This is a genomic window from Nocardia sp. NPDC051787 (assembly GCF_040681325.1).
GTDB lineage: Bacteria > Actinomycetota > Actinomycetes > Mycobacteriales > Mycobacteriaceae > Nocardia.
The window spans coordinates 17,532-35,498 of sequence record NZ_JBFAYO010000021.1; the positions used below are offsets into that span (position 1 = coordinate 17,532).

Annotated in this window: 16 protein-coding genes; 10 read left to right on the forward strand and 6 right to left on the reverse strand. The window is 63.7% G+C overall.

Annotated elements, in window-relative coordinates:
* Nucleotides 1-235: 235 nt before the first annotated feature.
* The 3 genes from AB0M45_RS21945 to AB0M45_RS21955 are packed head-to-tail and all read left to right on the forward strand — an operon-like array spanning nt 236 to nt 1,279.
* A complete protein-coding gene (locus AB0M45_RS21945) occupies nt 236-445 on the forward strand; it encodes a hypothetical protein (protein ID WP_364332053.1) in 210 nt (69 codons plus the stop codon).
* Nucleotides 442-714, forward strand: coding sequence for a hypothetical protein (locus tag AB0M45_RS21950; protein WP_364332056.1), 273 nt, complete (start codon nt 442-444; stop codon nt 712-714). The genes AB0M45_RS21945 and AB0M45_RS21950 overlap by 4 nt, the downstream gene beginning before the upstream one ends.
* A 55-nt stretch (nt 715-769) precedes the next feature.
* On the forward strand, nt 770-1,279 hold the full coding sequence (locus tag AB0M45_RS21955) for a DNA-directed RNA polymerase subunit beta (protein WP_364332059.1): 510 nt from the start codon (nt 770-772) through the stop codon (nt 1,277-1,279).
* A gap of 471 nt (nt 1,280-1,750) precedes the next feature.
* Here the strand turns inward: AB0M45_RS21955 and AB0M45_RS21960 are convergent, their stop codons facing one another.
* On the reverse strand, nt 1,751-3,010 hold the full coding sequence (locus AB0M45_RS21960) for a helix-turn-helix transcriptional regulator (RefSeq protein WP_364332067.1): 1,260 nt from the start codon (nt 3,008-3,010) through the stop codon (nt 1,751-1,753).
* A 366-nt stretch (nt 3,011-3,376) separates the two neighbouring features.
* Here AB0M45_RS21960 and AB0M45_RS21965 point away from each other — a divergent pair, with 366 nt between their 5' ends.
* Together AB0M45_RS21965 and AB0M45_RS21970 are read left to right on the forward strand one after the other, a co-directional pair.
* Nucleotides 3,377-3,895 carry a DUF3558 domain-containing protein gene (locus AB0M45_RS21965; RefSeq protein ID WP_364332070.1) on the forward strand — a complete coding sequence of 173 codons (519 nt, stop codon included), beginning with the start codon at nt 3,377-3,379 and terminating at the stop codon, nt 3,893-3,895.
* A 17-nt stretch (nt 3,896-3,912) separates the two neighbouring features.
* Nucleotides 3,913-4,287, forward strand: a complete 375-nt coding sequence (locus tag AB0M45_RS21970) for a hypothetical protein (protein WP_364332073.1) — start codon at nt 3,913-3,915, stop codon at nt 4,285-4,287.
* A 21-nt stretch (nt 4,288-4,308) separates the two neighbouring features.
* On the opposite strand, the gene AB0M45_RS21975 is transcribed toward AB0M45_RS21970, so the two are convergent.
* Nucleotides 4,309-4,779 (reverse strand): hypothetical protein, encoded by a 471-nt coding sequence (locus tag AB0M45_RS21975; RefSeq protein ID WP_364332076.1) that lies wholly within the window; start codon nt 4,777-4,779, stop codon nt 4,309-4,311.
* Here AB0M45_RS21975 and AB0M45_RS21980 point away from each other — a divergent pair.
* From AB0M45_RS21980 to AB0M45_RS21990, 3 genes are all read left to right on the forward strand, one after another.
* Nucleotides 4,748-5,563 carry a hypothetical protein gene (locus AB0M45_RS21980; protein ID WP_364332079.1) on the forward strand — a complete coding sequence of 272 codons (816 nt, stop codon included), beginning with the start codon at nt 4,748-4,750 and terminating at the stop codon, nt 5,561-5,563. The two genes, AB0M45_RS21975 and AB0M45_RS21980, sit on opposite strands and share 32 nt — an antisense overlap.
* A 70-nt stretch (nt 5,564-5,633) precedes the next feature.
* A complete protein-coding gene (locus AB0M45_RS21985; RefSeq protein ID WP_364332082.1) occupies nt 5,634-6,395 on the forward strand; it encodes an ESX secretion-associated protein EspG in 762 nt (253 codons plus the stop codon).
* A 352-nt stretch (nt 6,396-6,747) separates the two neighbouring features.
* Nucleotides 6,748-8,172 (forward strand): WGR domain-containing protein, encoded by a 1,425-nt coding sequence (locus tag AB0M45_RS21990; RefSeq protein ID WP_364332085.1) that lies wholly within the window; start codon nt 6,748-6,750, stop codon nt 8,170-8,172.
* A 362-nt stretch (nt 8,173-8,534) separates the two neighbouring features.
* Here the strand turns inward: AB0M45_RS21990 and AB0M45_RS21995 are convergent, their stop codons facing one another.
* Nucleotides 8,535-10,670, reverse strand: a complete 2,136-nt coding sequence (locus AB0M45_RS21995; RefSeq protein ID WP_364332088.1) for a hypothetical protein — start codon at nt 10,668-10,670, stop codon at nt 8,535-8,537.
* Between the two features lie 658 nt (nt 10,671-11,328).
* Between AB0M45_RS21995 and AB0M45_RS22000 the strand changes: the two genes are divergently transcribed.
* Both AB0M45_RS22000 and AB0M45_RS22005 read left to right on the forward strand, forming a co-directional pair.
* Nucleotides 11,329-13,518, forward strand: coding sequence for an elongation factor G-like protein EF-G2 (locus tag AB0M45_RS22000; protein ID WP_364332092.1), 2,190 nt, complete (start codon nt 11,329-11,331; stop codon nt 13,516-13,518).
* A 188-nt stretch (nt 13,519-13,706) separates the two neighbouring features.
* Nucleotides 13,707-14,426, forward strand: coding sequence for a hypothetical protein (locus AB0M45_RS22005; protein WP_364332095.1), 720 nt, complete (start codon nt 13,707-13,709; stop codon nt 14,424-14,426).
* A 52-nt stretch (nt 14,427-14,478) separates the two neighbouring features.
* On the opposite strand, the gene AB0M45_RS22010 is transcribed toward AB0M45_RS22005, so the two are convergent.
* From AB0M45_RS22010 to AB0M45_RS22020, 3 genes are read right to left on the reverse strand one after another with little or no spacing between them, the layout of a single operon-like run.
* A complete protein-coding gene (locus AB0M45_RS22010) occupies nt 14,479-15,531 on the reverse strand; it encodes a hypothetical protein (RefSeq protein ID WP_364332098.1) in 1,053 nt (350 codons plus the stop codon).
* Between the two features lie 12 nt (nt 15,532-15,543).
* A complete protein-coding gene (locus AB0M45_RS22015; protein ID WP_364332101.1) occupies nt 15,544-17,664 on the reverse strand; it encodes a hypothetical protein in 2,121 nt (706 codons plus the stop codon).
* Entirely contained in the window at nt 17,661-17,894 is a 234-nt protein-coding gene (locus tag AB0M45_RS22020) for a hypothetical protein (RefSeq protein WP_364332104.1), read from the reverse strand. The genes AB0M45_RS22015 and AB0M45_RS22020 overlap by 4 nt, the downstream gene beginning before the upstream one ends.
* Between the last annotated feature and the right edge of the window lie 73 nt (nt 17,895-17,967).

Here is a 17,967-nt window from a genome sequence, read left to right on the forward strand (position 1 = left end):
ATGGGCGGCCTCCGCCGGATATACGCCTCATCCGATAGCCGGAACGGAGACTGGAATTTGCGGCCCCACCTGGCTGTTTTCGACCTCTAGCGTTCGGTGTCAGGTGCCCGGTGCCGGGCCGACGCCGCACGTTTCAGCGGCGCACTGGCCCGCCAGAGTGACGGACCGGTGGCGACAGCCCCCGGCGCCGGGCACCGCCGATCGATGGTGCTCGAAACAGAGAGGCGTCGCGTCCATGAATTCCCTTGCCATGTATCAGCTCCTCGCATTGAGCGACACGGCTGCCAAGCAGGAGCCGATCCTGCCGTTCACCCTCGGTCGAGCCCATGAGGTGATGCGGGTGCACGTGGCTTGCCGCATGAGACTCTGTCCCCGTAAAGCGGCGGCACGGCAGGTGCTGATCGACCGCGGGCGGATGATGCCGGACAACAGCAAGCCGCAGTGAAACCGGATGTGCCGACAGCGCCACCGGACCGACGCCGAATCCGCCATATCCGTATCGAATCCGGCGCACTGCGCCTTGATTATCAGGCCTGCGCCGAACAAGCCGAAAGTGTGGCCGACCACCTGGCGCGGCGTTTTCCGGAACTCACCGTGACCGTCGATGACGAGCTGCACGACGGCCTTCCGCCTTTGCCCTGCGCGCAAACTCTGGGACTGATCTCCCAATCTCATCTTCGAAAAGCGAATGGACATACCACGAATGACGCATGAATCGGACCGCGACCCCAGCTCCCCATCCCAGCCGAGCCGCCACCATGGGCCAGCCATGAGCGCACCGGCCGACCCCACGCTGACCCGCTGTCTGCACTACCGGCACATCTGCGGACTTCCGTGTTTCGTGGACGGCGAAACGGGACGAATCACCCTGCGTGCAGGTGCCGTCGCCGCGGTCACGGTCTCCGAATGGCTCGGCGAAATGGTGTACACCGACCTCTCCAGGCAATATCTGCTCGGACCTGTCATCGCGCACGGGTCCGGCCGCTGGAGCATCCTCGCCCGCCCCGACGACACCGGCACACTCGCCGCCGACAGCGACGTCTTCACCGCACTGCTGCGCGCTGCCGCGACGATCGTCCCCGATGGCGGCGAAGTAGTCCTGCCGTCCCCGGGCGACGAAAGGACCGGGTACCGGCGATGGGTCGTCGCGCCACGCGACACCTTCCGCCCGCACATCAGCACTGTCGTGCACTCGATCGTCACTTGCTCCCGGACCGGTCCGGAACCGCTCCGCCGCGACGGAATTCAAAATCCAGACACGCCACGACGCCACTCGTAGTTTCGCGATAACCCATGTGTAGGTGCCCCGTCCAGATAGGTTCGCTGGTATCCGAGTGCAATAACGCGACGAGGACAGTCGAATGGCGGCGCGACATGCCCAAACCAACCGCCGATCGACTACCCTCGCGGACTCGTCCATACCGGCGGGTTACAGCGGAAAATATCTGGACGACGCACTGGATTCGGATCTTTGAGCGAACAACCTGGATGACGATCGGCGACGCATCGCAGGCCTCCACGGAAGGTGTAACGGTACGCGAGTTTCGTGGCCAGACAGCGTGAACAATCGAACGCCGGACGCAACGCACATGTCACAGCCGATCGAACTGAGCGTGGCGTCGATCCGGTGCACGAAGCGAGATCGTCTCGTCTCAACTATGCGTAAGCCACCTCGAGCGGCCGCTCGAGGTGTCGAATCCGATGAAAACCAGACGATTCGATGCAGCGTCCTACACTTCAGGGACAGCCTCTACGCCTCAGGTCGGGCGAGTTCGGTGGGGCGACGAACGTCGGCGACCCGCGCCGCACGCTTCGCCAAGAACTCCCGCACTTCCGGCACCGCAGCATGCGAGCGAACCTTGTCGACAATCACGTCGATTCGTTGATGCAGACGTGTGGACGCAAGGCTGGAGATGGTATCGAAGTTGTCGGCGAGAACTGAACACGCTTGGGCGATGTCACCGGCATTGACGAAGTTCTCAACAACGTTGAGCTGCCAACCTGCACGCTCTCTAGGCCAAGCCGACGAGCTATCGATGGCAGCTTGAAAGTGGGCGTTCGCTGCATCATGCTCGCCCAGCCACATCTGGGCCCTGCCGGTGATACCGACTAGTTCGGCGTCGGGCAAGAACACCCAATCCTGATCGTGGCCACGACTGGAATCGTAGGCGCGATATGCCCGGCTGATCGACGCTGTCATCGCCGCTTTGTCACCGCGCACTGCATAGGCCTCAGCTTCGCGGATCGCCATCAATGCACGTAGTTTCGGGCCGCCGTCACGCAGCGACGCACGTGATGCGGCCTGCGCATACTGCAGGGCGAGCGTACTCCCTGCCATATCTTCCTCGGAACGGTCGACCATGAGACAGCTCGCGTTGACCAGCGCGTGGGCCGCAGCGAGCCCATCACCCGCCGCGTTGGCAGCGTGCGCCGCATCTGCGTAGTACCGACGAGCCTGGTCGAGACGACCCGCGTCGTAATGGACCCAACCCGCCGCCGTCATCATCTCAGCACCCACGCTGGTCAGCGCCCGCCCAACCTCCTCCGTGTAGCTGCCGTGGTTGAGAACCTGCTCGACGTAGCGAACTTGGCTGGCAGCTACCTGGCACAATCGATCGCCACCGACCACCAAATCCAGCTCGTGAATCTGGTTCACGCCCTCACTGATGGCGGCCACATCACTCACGCCGACTTTCACACTGGACGATGTGCCAGCTTTGGACGAGGCCGTTGCCGACGTCATGGCGGCCTCCGCAACACCTAGTGCCCCTGCTCTGAAGAAGTTGCGACGGTCCACATCTGCCTCCTGGTCCGACTCCACTACCAGTATGGCAAGCGGAACCCCAAGCGCACGGGCCACGAGCCGCAGAACACGAACATCATGCGAGGCTGGACCACCGCGCTCCAAACCCGAGACCGCAGGCTGAGAGAAGTTGATCAATGCGCCCAGCTCAGTCTGGGTCATGCCGAGGGACTTCCTGATCCGCCGGATGACTTCACCGGTCGTCATGTACATGTCCAGCGCCCCCGATCATTGGCCAATTTCCCCTGCATGTCCCACCCGAAAGCAATTGTCCCCGCAGGATATACACCTCCTCGCAGAGCCGGATCGGAAACCGGAAATCGAGGGGCATTCCAGCAGTCCGGCCGCGAACGCCCCCGTCCTCCAGCGATTCCATGAGGAGTTGTGCACCGCCCACCCTCGTGCGGTGCACAAGGCGACACCGGGTCGTCTCAGCCGTGAACAGACTCGCGTACCCGGACTACAAGAAGGTGCCGAATCCGGTGGAACCAGACGATGCGTTCGTGCGTCCTACACTTCAGGGACGACTATGACGGCCCGGATCGGGAGGCTTCGGTGGGACGACGAACGACGGTGGCAGCGCTCGCTGGGATGGCGCTGGTTGCCTCGGGGTGCGGATCGGGTACGGAGGGCACCGCCACGCCAAGTGCCGTCACCGATACATCGGCGGCGACGGCCGCGCTGTGGGATCCGTGTACGCAGGTTTCGAACAGCGCATTGCAGCAGATCGGCGTCCGCCCGGAAACGAAACGTTCGGGGGTCGCGGGTGTCGAGGAACCGGGTTGGAAGGTGTGTTCATGGAACAACGAGGATTTCAGCGTCGGAGTCTTTTCCACAATCAAGAAGGTTGACGACTTCGAAAAGAAGGCCGACAACATCGACTTCAAGGATGTCACGATTGCCGGACGCCAAGGAGTCGAGCATCGGGTGGCATCCGACAAAGTCGACGAAGTATGCAGCTTGTTGTTCAACGCGAGGCAGGGGACATTGCAGATCTTGATCCGCAATCAGACTTCGTCGAGCAATTCCACAGCCCCGTGCACCCGGGCCGAGAAAGTGGCAGAGATCCTGGTCCCCGTATTTCCGAGTTGATCAGAAGGACTTGACAAATGTCGATGGATGAAGAGATCAAGCTATGGCGCCATCTCGCTGATCAAGCCAAAGCCGGACAGCTGTACCTCGACCCTTCGGTTGCCAAGGGATGTCGCGACGCGTGCGCCAATCAAATCCGCCTCTACGAAGCTCTCCTCGATGACCTGCGCTACATGACGAACGTCACTGGCTTCGGTAGATTCGACTGCGCGGACGAGCTCGCGAAGATGCTGGGCGGCAAGGCGATCGGCGGCGAGGGTGACGTAGACTCCGCACTGAGGGAGCACATCGAGGTGCTGGCCCTGATGCGTGACACGATCCAGGTCTCCATCGACCGCATCGGCGCCCAGGACGAGACCAACGCGCAAAACACGAACACTCTGTTGAACTGATCGGGGGGAATGGTCGTGGGTCTACCGTTCATGGTCGCGATCGGTGCCGCACTGTACGAGCAGTCGAAATCCGGCCCACCCGATAGTGGCTCGCGCGATGAGAGTCCCGACGCGGCCATCGCGCGCAATCGCATCGCCGAGATCATGCGCGGTGGCACCGAATTGCTGACCCAGTCGCCGAAAGTTCCGGAGAGTGCGTACAAGAATCCAGACGGCATCGACGACCTCTATGAACGCGTGCAAGCGATGTCGATCACCGATGTCGTCGCGTTGCATCAGCGGTGGGAGTCCATTCGGAACCGGCTGCAGCAAGGTTTGCAGGGTTTCGGCCCGGAGATCGGCAAGGCCATGGAAGGGAAGTGGGAAGGCGCGGCGGCCAAAGGCGCGGCGGACGGGGGTCAAAGAGTACGTCGACAAGTCCGGCGGGCTGATCGGCTCGGTACAGATCATCGCCGAGAAGGTGAAGATTATCCGGTCGGGCATCGAGGTCACGCGGCCCGCCGTGCAGGAGACGCCGGGTCACACGTGGACCAGCAACCTGGCGAGCTGGGTGCCCGGCCCGACGTGGAAGCTGAACCAGCATCGTGCCGATGCCGCACACGACGCTTCGGTGCACGTCGTCAGGAATGTCTTCTATCCCGCGGTCCGGGAGGCCGACACCGGCGTACCGCTGGTACCCGAACCGCATAATCCAGTGCACGAGTCCGGCAGCCAGCTGTCTGGACCGAACAACGGCTGGCAACCTCAATCGCCTGGTCCCGGCGACAAACCCACGACCGCGCAACCCACACAGCCGCCCGGTGCGCAGGGCGCACCAGAGAACACCGTCTCAACGGAGGCGAATCCGCCTGCCGAGCAACAGAACACAACCGATCAGACGACACCCGCAAGCACCGAGCCGTCGACCCGACCGGCAAGTACCACCCCTGGCACCGATCCGTCACCGCCCCGCCCCGGCTCACCGAGTCCCGGCTCCCCCGGCACACCAGGCGCCAGCGTGCCCGGCCTGGGCACTCCCGCACCCGACCGCAGCGTCAATGGCATCCCGGCTGCTCCGAGCCCTGCTCCGGCCGCCGCAACCGCACGATCCGGCATCGGGCGCCCTGGTATGGCCGGGATGCCGGGCATGATGCCGCCCGGTGCGCGCGGCAAGGGCGATGACGACAAGGAACACCAGGTCAAGGAGTACCTGGTGAACCAGCGCAACGGCGAGGAACTCACCGGTCTCGGCGAGGAGAACAGGCTGAAGACGGTTCCGCCGGTGATCGGCGAATGAGCACACGAAGCAGCGACGCCGCGCTGGCACGCACGCCGCGACTGCTGTGCTCGACGGACGAACCGGCCCCATGAGCCGACCGGAGTGGTCGTTCACGGCGCTCGGCTTCACCGTGCTGTGGCGGGCCGCGGAGCGCGACGTGCTTCCGTACCCGCTGCAATACCGGTCCACCGCGGACACGGTCGCCGAGTACGAAGCGGAGTGGAAATCCGAAGCCGCCGGACTGCACCGGCGCTGGGACGAGTCCCTGTACGGTGCGCTGCGCGTGCTGGCCGAACCCGAGGCGCGCATCGAGGTCGCGGGATTCCAGGGACAGGACAAACTACGCATCCACGCCGCCGTGCAGTACCGGCACGCCGTGCTGCTGGTGCAGGAACCGACCTCGTCACCGGATCGCGGTGGGGACGTGCACATGTCGCTGATCGACGCGGCGCAGGTGAGCCGTCGCGTCATCGACCTGCTCCCGGACGCTCCGCGTGGCGGCGGCCCCGGCATCGAAGTCTCCCGGCACGACCTCGACGCCGAGGATGAGGGCCCATACCGGGTCGGGGCACCTCCCCCGCCACGCGCGCGAGCCGAGCAGTTCTTCGATCGCCGCCGCACCACCATCGCCCACGTCGCGGTCTACGCAGGCCCCGCATGGGACAACCGCCCGGCACCCGCCCGGGGCTTCCACGTGATGGATTACCCCGACGGCCGCTACCTCGTCCGCAGCGGAGCCACCATCAAAGCCGTCCCCGCCGACAACACCGACATACGGACCCAACTCGAGCGGGTCGTTCAGGTCACGATCGAAGGGTTTCGCGAGGAGAACGATCCGAGTTATACCTGAGCCGGAGCTCTTCCGCGGTTGCCGAACGGAATGGGTGCACAACCAGCCGAACCCGCCGTTATCGACGCCCGAGCGCACAGCCGAATCTCCCGGCGCCCGGGATCCGGGCCATCCGTCGCGGACGCTGCCGAGCGTCCCGCCACACCTGCGCCAACGTCGGCGCTTCCAGACGGGTCCGCGAGCGACCAGCCCAAACCCACCGAGAGCCGGGCGGCCGCCGACCTTGACAGCCGACGCTACCGGCGCGCTTTGCCACGCGATTACCGCTGGGGATCTGTCGCGGCCGCCCTGAATGTCGGTCCCCCTTGCTAACTTTCGTTCCATTCTGATCTGACGAAGAGGCGAGGCGCACATGACTATCGGGGGAACCACCTATCTCGAACTGTCCGAGGACAGCGGTTCGGCGCACAAGTTCTACGAGGTAGCCGTCGCGGGCACGCAGGTGAGCGTTCGGTTCGGCCGTATCGGGGAGCAAGGGCAGACGAAGGTCAGTTCGTTCGCCACTGAGGAGAAGGCGCAGGCGGCCGCGGCGAAGAAGATCGGCGAGAAGGTTCGCAAGGGGTATGCGCCCGCGGTGATGGGTGCGCGGGCCAGGCGTCCGGTGACGAGGCGGGCGATCAGCAGTCAGCGCTCGACCGCGAAGTCGGCGCCCGTGCTGTGGAGCTTCGACTCCGGCGCGGCCGCCTTCGGCATCTTCGTCGACGAGCGTCGCTGCTGGGTGGGCAATGAGAACGGTGACGTGTACATCCTGACCCCGGAGGGCGTGGTCACCGGCCGCTACCGTCTGCCGGACTCGGTGAAATGCATTGTGGCCGACGACTTCTGGATCTACGCCGGATGCGACGACGGCCGCGTCTACGACCTGTCGGGCAAGGTGCCGAGGGCCGCCTACGACATTGCGGCCGACGTCGACATCTACTGGCTGGATATTCACGACGGCATCCTCGGCGTCTCCGACCGCCAAGGCGGCATCACCGTGATCGACTACGAAGAAGAGTCGCTGTGGAGTCGTCGCAGCACCGGCGACTCGGGGTGGATGGTGCGCATCGACCCGAGCGGCGTTTACCACGGGCATTCCGCCGGTGTCACCAAATATGACCTGGACAGCGGAAACACCCTGTGGCAGGTCGGCACCGGCGGCGAGGTGCTCTTCGGCTGGCAGGAATCCGACGCGGTCTACGCCGGTACGGCCCGTCGTCAGGTCCGCATGGTGGCCAAGAGCGGCCGCTCCGAGCAGACCTACCAATGCGATGCTGCGGTCTTCTCCTGCGCCACCTCACCCGACGGACGCTACGTCTTCGCCGGTGACAACTACTCCTCGGTGTACTGCTTCGACGCCGCCGGGAACCGGCTGTGGAAATTGGCCACCGGCTGCGGTTCGGCCTATTCCATGCAGTACCACGACGACAAGCTGTACCTGGTGACCACCACCGGCACGCTGGCCTGTCTCGATGTCAGCGAAGCCGCCATTCGCGACGCCGAGCAGGGTGTGCTGCCCCAGACGGTGTCGGTGAAGGCTCCGGAGATCTCCGCCGTGGTGCCGAGCACCACCGTCGAGGTGACGTCCGACGCCGGAACCGGTGTCATCGTGGAATGCGTGGACCATGGCGGCGCCCTGCGCGTTCGCGTCGTCTCCCCGGGATATCAGCTCGGATGGAACGTCCAGTTCCCCAAGGATATTCGCTGTGCGGGCGCCCGATACGTGGTCGACGGCGTGGCCGAGTCCGCGCGCGGCGGGTTCTATCGGGTACGCGGAGATATCCGGCGACTGAGCTGACCTCGTTCGGCGCGATCGTCAGCCGGCCCAGCCACCGGCGTCTCGGCAACTGTTGACATAAAGCGCATCAGTTGCCGGGACCGCGGCGGTGCGGAGGCAGCCGGCGGTTATCGACGCCGAGACGCGCGACTGTAGGCGTTCGCGGGGTCCGAAGCGACGAACTGCGCCCATGTTTGTCCGTCTTGGGTATGAGCGGGGCACGTGTTCTCCCCGGCCCGGAATGCGCGGCCGACCCTTCCGGGCACCGGGACGCGGACAATCCGGCGCGGACGCTGCCGAGCGGCCCGCCAAACCTTCGCCGACCGCGCCGACGTCAGGACTTCCGGACCACCGGCGGAGGCAAGGCGGAACCTTCCGGCCGCTCAGATCTGCGGTGGCGGAACGGGTGGGAGGCCGCCGGGCTGTGCTGTGCTCACGGTCGCCGGAGGCGGCGCCGCTGATCCGACACCAGCGGCGCTATCCAGTCCGGTCGGGTGGAAATAGCCCCTGAAATTACCGTACTTTTCTACCAGTGGAGGGTTATTGGGATCGAAGGGAACCAGACGACCGTTGTCCAGGATATTCAGTTGGCCGTTCTCGTCTTTGACGATCAGCGCACTGAACCTCTCCCACTCCACGTAATCGCCCGTCTGCAGCTTGGTGAGGTCATCGACGATCGCCGGCGGATGATCTGCGGTCAACTCACCCGCAGTCCCCGCGTATGCGGCTTTCGCATCGAAGGCGAAATTCTGCACCTGCTTCTGCAAAGCCTCCGCCACCGGACCCTGCGGCGCCTTCACGGTCGATTCGCCGATTTGGACATCCACCGCCGCGCCCGGTGTCGTTATCGTCGGCGGAGTACCCGCATACGTCGGCGCAGTCACGCCGGGAGGAGACGTCTGAACAGCTGGGTTGGCGGTGTTCGCCGGCGCGTTGCGGTTCTGCTCGTGTTCCCGCTCGTCACGCGGATCCTTCTCGTCGCCTCTGTCATCCGTGGGCGGACGGTTATTTTGGTTTCCCGCCTGCGACAGAGCGTTCATCGCCATCAGCGGCCCGATCATATCGGTGCCACTGTTGTTGTTCGTTGGGGTCGCGGCATTTCCTGTGGTCATGCCAGTTCCCGACCCGGCCCCGGAACCTTGCGTCGCCGCCTGGATCAGAGAACCGATATCCATGCTCGACGGCGTGTCACCGCCCAGAATCGACTCGGTACCGCCCAGCAAATCCGTGGTGTCCGTAGCCCCCGGGAGCAAATCCTCGAACGTGGAACTCAGATCCTCGTTCTCTAGACCGGCTTGTGCGAAAGGATCATCGTAAAGGGGAGTTTCGCTACCGTCTCCGTCCCCGCTTCCTTCGCCATCGCCATCGCCATCACCATCACCACTGCCTTCGCCTTCGCCTTCGCCATCACCGCTGCCTTCGCCATCGCCATCGCCCTCTCCGCTCTCCTCCTCGTCCGAGGGGTACCCAGGGAAGTCCCCGAACCGATCTGCATGTTCTTCGGCCCGGATCGCGTAGTCGTTGACATCTTTTATGCACTCCTCGAGTGCCTGGTTGACGATGCCGTAAATGGGCGCTTCTTCGATTAGGTGCTGAATACCAGGCGCCGTGAAGTTGTCTTCCCTGTACGAGGGATACCCACTGCCGTAGGATCCGGCATGGGGTTCTTTGAGCACCGACCAGATTGCATCATGGGCCTCCTGAATCCTGTCGTACATCCGCTGGTACGTACGATAATTATCGTACGTGAGTTCCGTGTTCGCCTCCTCGAACCTTTCGTCCCACATACTCCACTCCCCGGCCAGTTCGTGGAGAAAATCTGTGGCCGATTGATATGCATCTTCGGTAGCACCCGACGCCCCGGATTCAATATTGTTATAGAAATTGTCACCCGAGTCGTCACCCAAGTCGTCGTCCCAGAAGTTATCATCCTTTCCCTCGTCGAAGGCGATCGGCTTCTTACCCTCCCCCATCTGGAACATTAAATACTTGAGCCGAAAGTTCGCCAATTCGATGAACGTCGTCAGGTCGTCCGACGCGCTACCTGGCGGCACCCGGATCTCCAGCGGGAACTCAGCGAAGTCGTCGCCTGCTTTAAAATCCTTGTCAGACCCTAAGAACTCGTCCTCTTGCTGTTCCGCTTCCTGTTCCGCTGCCTCCTCTTCCTCGGTGACGACCGCTGACGCGTCACCGGTCTCGAGCGCCTCGATGATATGCGCGTATTCATCCGTGAGGCCCTTCTCCTCGGCATCGTGGATGAGTTGTTCTATTAAGCTTTTATCCCATTTCCCGATGTATGCTGAAACCCCGTCCGCTTCTTTGCTGTCGAAGTTGTAATCGTTTTCGACGAGTTCGCCGAGAGCCTCCGCGAACCCGGCTGGATCCTCCTCGGCCAGCGTGCTCAGCGCCTTCAACGCGTCCTCGGCTTGGCCGTCCTGAAAACCGGGTCCATCGACCCAGGTCCCCGCATCATAGTGCCCTCTGATCAGATCGACGACCTCGTCTGGACTCCTGCTCATCGGGCTCTCCCCTTCCCGCCGGGGCCCTCGGACCACGCCGGACCTGTCGGCAATTCGGCATTGGATACGCGAGCCCCGTCGAGGCTGATGGAACTGACGCCGTGGACACCGAGCCCGGCCCCGCGGACAACCTCGACACCCCGGACCGTCGTACCTGCGCCAGCCATCTCCGTATGTGGAATATTTCTGATTCCCCGCTTCATTGAAATCTCCCATTCGGGCGGCCCAGCCGCCTCAGTTCATATCAAATCGGGCCGTCGGGTCAACCGGATTCCGACATCTATGGTGATTTTTTAGAATCGCTTGATTTTCGTTCACCCATAACTCAATGGAGTGTAAATTTCAGGTGCGGTTGCAAAGGGGAATCACCCGGTCTGGATCGATATCCTGAGGCAGAACAGGCTCGCTCGGCTCTTGGGCGGCGCCAGAAGCCGACGTCGGCAGACTCGCGCCCAGCCTGGTCGAGGCCGGGCACCTGTTCTACCTGGACCGGAAAGGCAACGCACCGGGCCCAGCGCCGTGCGCAATATGGTGGCCGCCCGCAGTGAACACCTTGTGACCAGCGCTCCTCACAGCCCGATCTCCCGATTCGTGGACGGGAGGTGACGCCCGGTGGGAAGGTTGATGTACCGCAGGTGTCGGCGAAGGAGCGAGACGCATGGTGGACAAGACCAACGGAGCGCCCGCAGGCAACGGCGTGGCGGCGGAGGGCCCCAAGCAGATCCGCAACGTGGTCCTGGTCGGGCCCAGCGGATCGGGAAAGACCACGCTGGTGGAGGCCATGGCGCTCACCGCGCGGGCGGTGAATCGCGCCGGCCGGGTCGAGGACGGCACGTCGCTGTCGGACTACGACGAGATCGAGCATCGCCAGCACCGCTCGGTGCAGCTGTCGGTGGTGCCGGTGACGTGGGGCGGAGTGAAGATCAACCTGCTCGACACGCCGGGGTACGCGGACTTCGTGGGCGAGCTGCGGGCGGGACTGCGCGCGGCCGACGCGGCGCTGTTCGTCATCTCCGCGGCCGAAGGGTCGGAAGGACTCGCGGGGACGACCCGGGCGCTGTGGGAGGAGTGTGCCGCGGTCGGGATGCCGCGCGCGATCGTGATCACGCACCTGGATACAGCACGCGACGAGTACGACGTAATGGCCGACGCATGCCAAACCGTGCTCGGCGGCGGATCGACGGAAAGCATTCTGCCGCTACACCTTCCGGTGTACGGCCCGAAGAACCCGGACGGTCACCGCCCGGTCACCGGCATGGTGGAGCTGCTACCGCATTGCATAGGTGACTATTCGTCCGGAACGGAGGTCCAGAGCAACCCGTCCGCCGAGCAGGTACCCGAGCTGCAGGAGGCGCGCAACCGCCTCATCGAGGGCATCATCGCCGAGAGCGAAGACGAAAGCCTGATGGACCGCTACCTGGAGGGCGAGGAGATCAGCCTGGCGACGCTGGTCGCCGATTTGGAGCGGGCGGTCGCGCGCGGAAGCTTCCATCCGGTGCTCTTCGCGGCGCCCGCGCCCGAAGGCGCGAAGCAGGGCCTGGGCACCGTCGAGCTCCTCGAGCTGGTCACCGGCGGGTTTCCGACACCGGTCGAGCACGCCATCACGGCCAGCAACGGCGCGGGACCGCAACCGCTGCGCTGCGACCCGGACGGCGAGCTGGCCGCCGAGGTGATCCGCACCGCGTCCGACCCGTACGTCGGACGGGTCTGCATGGTCCGCGTCTTCTCCGGGACCTTGCACCCCGACGACACGGTGCACGTCAGCGGCCATGGTCTCGAGGACCGCGGGCACGAGAGTCACGAGGTGGACGAGCGCGTCGGCGCCATTTCCGCCCCCTTCGGCAGGCAGCAGCGCCCGCTCGGGCAGGCGATCGCGGGCGACATCGCCTACGTCACCAAACTCAGCCGCGCCGAGACCGGCGACACCTTGTCGTCCACCGACAACCCGTTGCGGATCGAGCCATGGCCGATGCCCGACCCTCTGCTACCCATCGCAATTCGCGCGCACAGCAAGGCCGACGAGGACAAACTCTCCCAGAGCCTGTCCCGCTTGGCCGCCGAGGACCCGGCCCTGCGGCTCGAGCACAACGGGCAGACGCATCAGCTGGTGCTGTGGTGTCTCGGCGAAGCACATCGCGACGTGGCCTTGGAGCGGTTGCGGACGCGGTTCGGGGTGCAGGTCGACGTGATCGACCACGTGGTGGCGTTGCGCGAGACGTTCGCGGGCAAGGCGACCGGGCGCGGCAGGCATGTGAAGCAGTCCGGCGGGCACGGGCAGTACGCCGTGTGCGAGATCGAGGTCGAACCGCTGCCCGAAGGGGCGGGGATCGAATTCGTGGACAAGGTGGTCGGCGGAGTTGTTCCGCGCCAGTTCATTCCGTCGGTGGAGAAGGGTGTGCGAGCGCAAGCGTCGCGTGGGCTCACGGCCGGGTATCCACTCGTGGACGTGCGGGTCACCCTGTTCGACGGCAAAGCCCACTCGGTCGACTCGTCCGACGCCGCGTTCCAGACCGCGGGCGCGCTCGCACTCCGTGAGGCAGCCGCGACTGCCGGAATCCGAGTGCTGGAGCCGCTCGCCGAAGTCTGGGTGCTGGTCACCGACGAGTATGTCGGACCGGTGCTGAGTGACCTGTCGAGTCGGCGCGGACGTGTTCTCGGCACCGAACCGCACGGCTCCGGGCGCACCAGGATTCACGCCGAAGTGCCGGAACTCGAGCTCAGCCGCTACGCCATCGACCTACGTTCGATATCGCACGGCACCGGCGATTTCACGCGCACCTATGCGCGCCATGAACCAATGCCGAATCAGCTCGCCGCCGCGAGGCGTGGGGAGAAAACCCGCGCCTGAAACCGCTCGAGGCCCGGCCTACCGGCGACCGGCTCACTCCGGGCGAGTGGCGGCTGCCAACGGCTGCTGATCTGCCTCGCCGCACGGCTTCCCACCAACTGTCGATCACCACCCGCCGGGTACAGTTGCCCTGGTCTGTGAGCCCTTTGCCAGGTGGAGAAATGATGACGGATCCCTCGCGCTGTGTCGTGCTGGTGCCGGTGCGCGACTACATCGAGCCCGGGTGCGCGGAGGGGTTGGCGGAACTCGAACGGCTCGGCTATCCGGTCTGGCGCGTCTACGGTTGTTCCGCGATCGACCAGGCGCGCAGCCAAATCGCCACCGATGCCTTGGCGGAGGGTTTCGAGGAGCTGATGTGGATCGATGCGGATGTCCGCTTCCATCCGAAAGCGGTAGGGATGCTGCGGTCCCACGACTTGCCGATTGTCTGCGGTATATATCCCAAGAAAAGGTCGCGCGAACTGGTCTGCAGCCTGTTGCCCGGCACAGATAAGATCATATTCGGCACGGGCGGCGGCACGCTGGAGATCCGATATGCAGCAGGCGGATTCCTGCTCACCAAACGGTGCGTCTACGAGAAGATCGCGGAACAGGAAAAGCTCCCGGTCTGCAATGAGCGGTTCGGGCGCGCCAATGTCCCGTACTTCCTGCCGATGATCATCCCGGATGGCGAGAACCACTGGTATCTCAGTGAGGATTTCGCATTCTGTGAGCGCGCTCGACGCTCCGATTTCCGCATCCACGCCGATACCCGATTCCGTTTGGAGCATATCGGCAAATACGGGTACACCTGGGAAGACGCCGGAACCGGGCGAAATCGCTACGGCAGTTTCGAGTTCACCATCAATCGACGCTCCGTGGGTGCCGGTGAGCAGGTCGAAGCGGAGACGAGTATCCAGACCACCTGACCCAGCCGGGCAACCCGGGAGGTCGCTGGTAGATCGGACGAAAGAGCCGCGCTCACTCGCGCACCTTCGATTCCTCGCCGAGCGAAGAGTCGTCGGGCGCCGGCGAATACAGCTGGATCGACGAGCTGGCCCGAGGTACGCCGATGCTCTGTGCCACATGCAGGATCGAGGCGCCGTCGGCATCACCGAGAATACGGGCCAAGCCAGATCCGGAAGGTTCACGCTGCCGGAGTGCGCTGTCGGGCGTACTCCCGACCATGTCGCCCGCGTCGACCGCGGGTGCCCACCGCAGTCTGCCCCGCAGCATCCGATTCCACTCTGGTACCCGATCATATTGATGCACAATCGGGTACAGCTTGCCCGCGGAGGTCCGCACGCCTTCCGCGGTGAGGACCGGCTCGGGTTCCACAAGGAACGGGCGTAGGGTCCGGAGCAAGCGCGGATCCCCCAACGTGGCGCCTTGACAAGCGAACCCGTCCTCCGAAGCCACCAACTGCACAGCCGAGCGATACGGCTCCATATCCAGCAGCAAGTTGTACGCGCTCTGATCCGCGACCGGCCCCCCGGCCGACTCCGCGATCAGGGAGACGGCAAGACACAGATCCGCCACCGCACCGGCCTGGCCGGCCAGGACACCGACATTGCGGACCACCTTCGGCCACAACCGCTCGGCATGTGCCGGAAAACTCCGCTGCAGGTTGTTCCGATTCCATGCCTCGTCGCAGTACCGCACCCCCTCACCGACGGCGAGAAACGATCGTTCCAAGTGGTTTTCCAACCACAAGACCGGATCTGTTTGGAAGTACACATCACGCACGTCGGTGACAATGGCGAACCGGAGCGAACGCGCGAAGGTCCGCAGAACCTGCGCGATATCGTCGAACCGCGTGTTGTATACGCTGCCACGCAGCGACATCCGTACCGCGTACAGCCCGAGAGCTTTCAGCTTCTGGACCACGACATCGCCGCGGCGACCCCGGTCGTAGACGACGACAACGCCCACACCGGCGAATCCGCTCGCCACGAGGCTCCTCGCCCATACCTCGACATCAGCCCACTCGTACCCCGCCACCGCACCGATGACGAGGTCCTTCTTCGGGGCCATACCTCCGGCCGCTCAGATCTGTGGTGGCCCAACAGGTGGCGGGCTGCCGGGCTGCGCTGTGCTCACGGTCGCCGGAGGCGGCGCCGTGGATGCGGTGTCGGCAGTGCCGCTATCCAAACCGGTCGGGTGGAGGTAGCCCCGGAAACTCCCGTACTTCTCCGTCAACGGCGGATTGTTGGGATCGAAGGGAACGAGATGACCGTCGTCCAGGATACTCAGCCCGTTCTGGTCTCTGATGATCAATGCACTGTGCTTCTCCCACTGCACGATATCGCCCGTCGCCAACTTGGCCAGATCATCGACAATCGCGGGCGGATGATCCGCATTCAATTCACCCGCGGTTCCCTTGTATGCGTCCATCGCATTCATGGCGACATTCTGGTGCTGCCGCCGCAAAGCCTCCTCGACCGGAGGCGAAACCTGCACCTTAGAATTGTCGATTTGGTAAGTCCGCAGATCGCCCTGTGTCGTAACCGGCGGCGGAGTACCAGCATAGGTCGGCGCCGTCACGCCGGGAGGCGACGTCTGAACAGCGGGATTGGTGGTGGTCGCCTGCGCGTTGCGCTCGCGTTCACGCTGCCGTTCCTCGCGCGCAGCCCGCTCCTCACGCGCCGCCGCCCGCTCCTCGTAGCCTCTATCATCGCGGGGCTGATTTCCTTGGTTCATTCCCCCGAGAGCGCTCATCAAAGCGAGATTCTGCAATGCACTGTTGTCGTTATTGGCGGGGGGCGTGACATTGCCGGCCGGCACGGTCGTGCCGGTTCCCGACCCGGTTCCGGCGCCTTGCGACGCCGCCTGGATCAGAGAGCCGATGTCCATGCTCGACGCCGCATCGCCGGTAAGGTCGCCCAAACCGGTCTGCGTACCGGCCAGGGGATCTGTGGTGTCCGTAGCACCCGGGAGCAAATCCTCGAACGTGGAACTCAGATCCTCGTTCTGGAAACCCGCTTGCTGTGTGGAACCATCCTGACCAGTGAATCCGTCGTATCCGCCATTGTAACCGCCATTATCCCCACCGTTGTTACCGCCATTACCTCCGCCGTTGTCACCACCATTATCTCCCCCATTGCCATCTCCGCCATCTCCGCCATTATCCCCCCCATTGTCACCACCGTCGCCTGAGGGATACCCCGGGAAATCCCCGAACCGATCTGCATGCTCCTCGGCCCGATCCGCGTAGTCGGAGACCTGTCCCACGCAATACTCGATCGCTTGGTTGACGAGGCCGTAAATCGGCTTTTCTTCGACTATGTTCTGAATGCCCGGCGCCGTGAAGTTGTTTTCGCTGAACGTACTCCCGCCATAATATCCGGCATGAGGTTGTTTCAGTGCCGCCCAGATGTCGTCGTGGGCTTCCTGAATCTTGTCGTACATCCGCTGGTATGTACGATAATTGTCGTGCGTGAGCTCCGTGTTCGCCTCATCGAACTTATCGTCCCACATACTCCACTCCCCGGCCAGTTCGTGGAGAAAATCTGTGGCCGATTGATATGCATCTTCGGTAGCGCCCGATGCACCCCCGGCTTCAACTGCTGCCCCATCTTCAATTTTGTTATAGAAATCGCCCCCCAGGTCGTCATCCCAGAAGCGAACAGATTTGTCCACAGCAGAGCCGAAGGCTTCCGGCTTCTTGCCCGCGCCCATTTGGTACATCAAATACTTGAGCCGATAGTTCGCCAGATCGATGAATGTCGTCAGGTCGTCCGACGCGCTACCCGGCGGCACCCGGATCTCCAGCGGGGAATCAGCGAGGTCGTCGCCTGCTTTGAAATCCTTGTCGGTCCCTAAGAACTCTGTCTCTTGCCGCTGCGCTTCCTCTTCCGCTGCCTGTTCCTCTGCAGTGGGGGTCGGTTCACGATTCTGCTCAGGCAACGGCTTGTCGGGGTTGCCATAGAGCGTGCCTCCCCGATTCTCCGATTCGAATACCCGCCCATCGGAGATGGTGATGGTATCGATGTCATCGAGGTCATCCCACTCTTGTATCTTTGTGGGGTCCCCACCGCCAGGCTTCGCTTCCCAAAGGGCGAAGTCAGGATCCAAACTACCATCTTGGGTATAGTAGAAGCCCGACTCAGGTGGGCTGTCCCGCTCTTCGAACTCGCCTTTTTCGTTGTATACGTAGTAATCGGTCATGGGCCCGCCTCGATGAGCGGCGTCGGTGCTGCGATTGCCGCAAGCCCTATCCCGGTGCCGATGGTTTGATCGCCCGACGATGAGACGAGGGTGCCGGAATCAATGTGCTCGCGGACCATCCGGCCGTCCCGGATACCCAACCTGCACTTTTCATTCGGCGAGTACAGTCGATCCCCCTCATTGAGGGTATCCCCCCGATTGATGATGCCGCAATGATCTTCATTTCCCATCAGCACAGCCCTCGATCACATGCGTGCCACCGAAACGTTCGCAAGCCGGCAACATCCCCCATACCGAATCCCC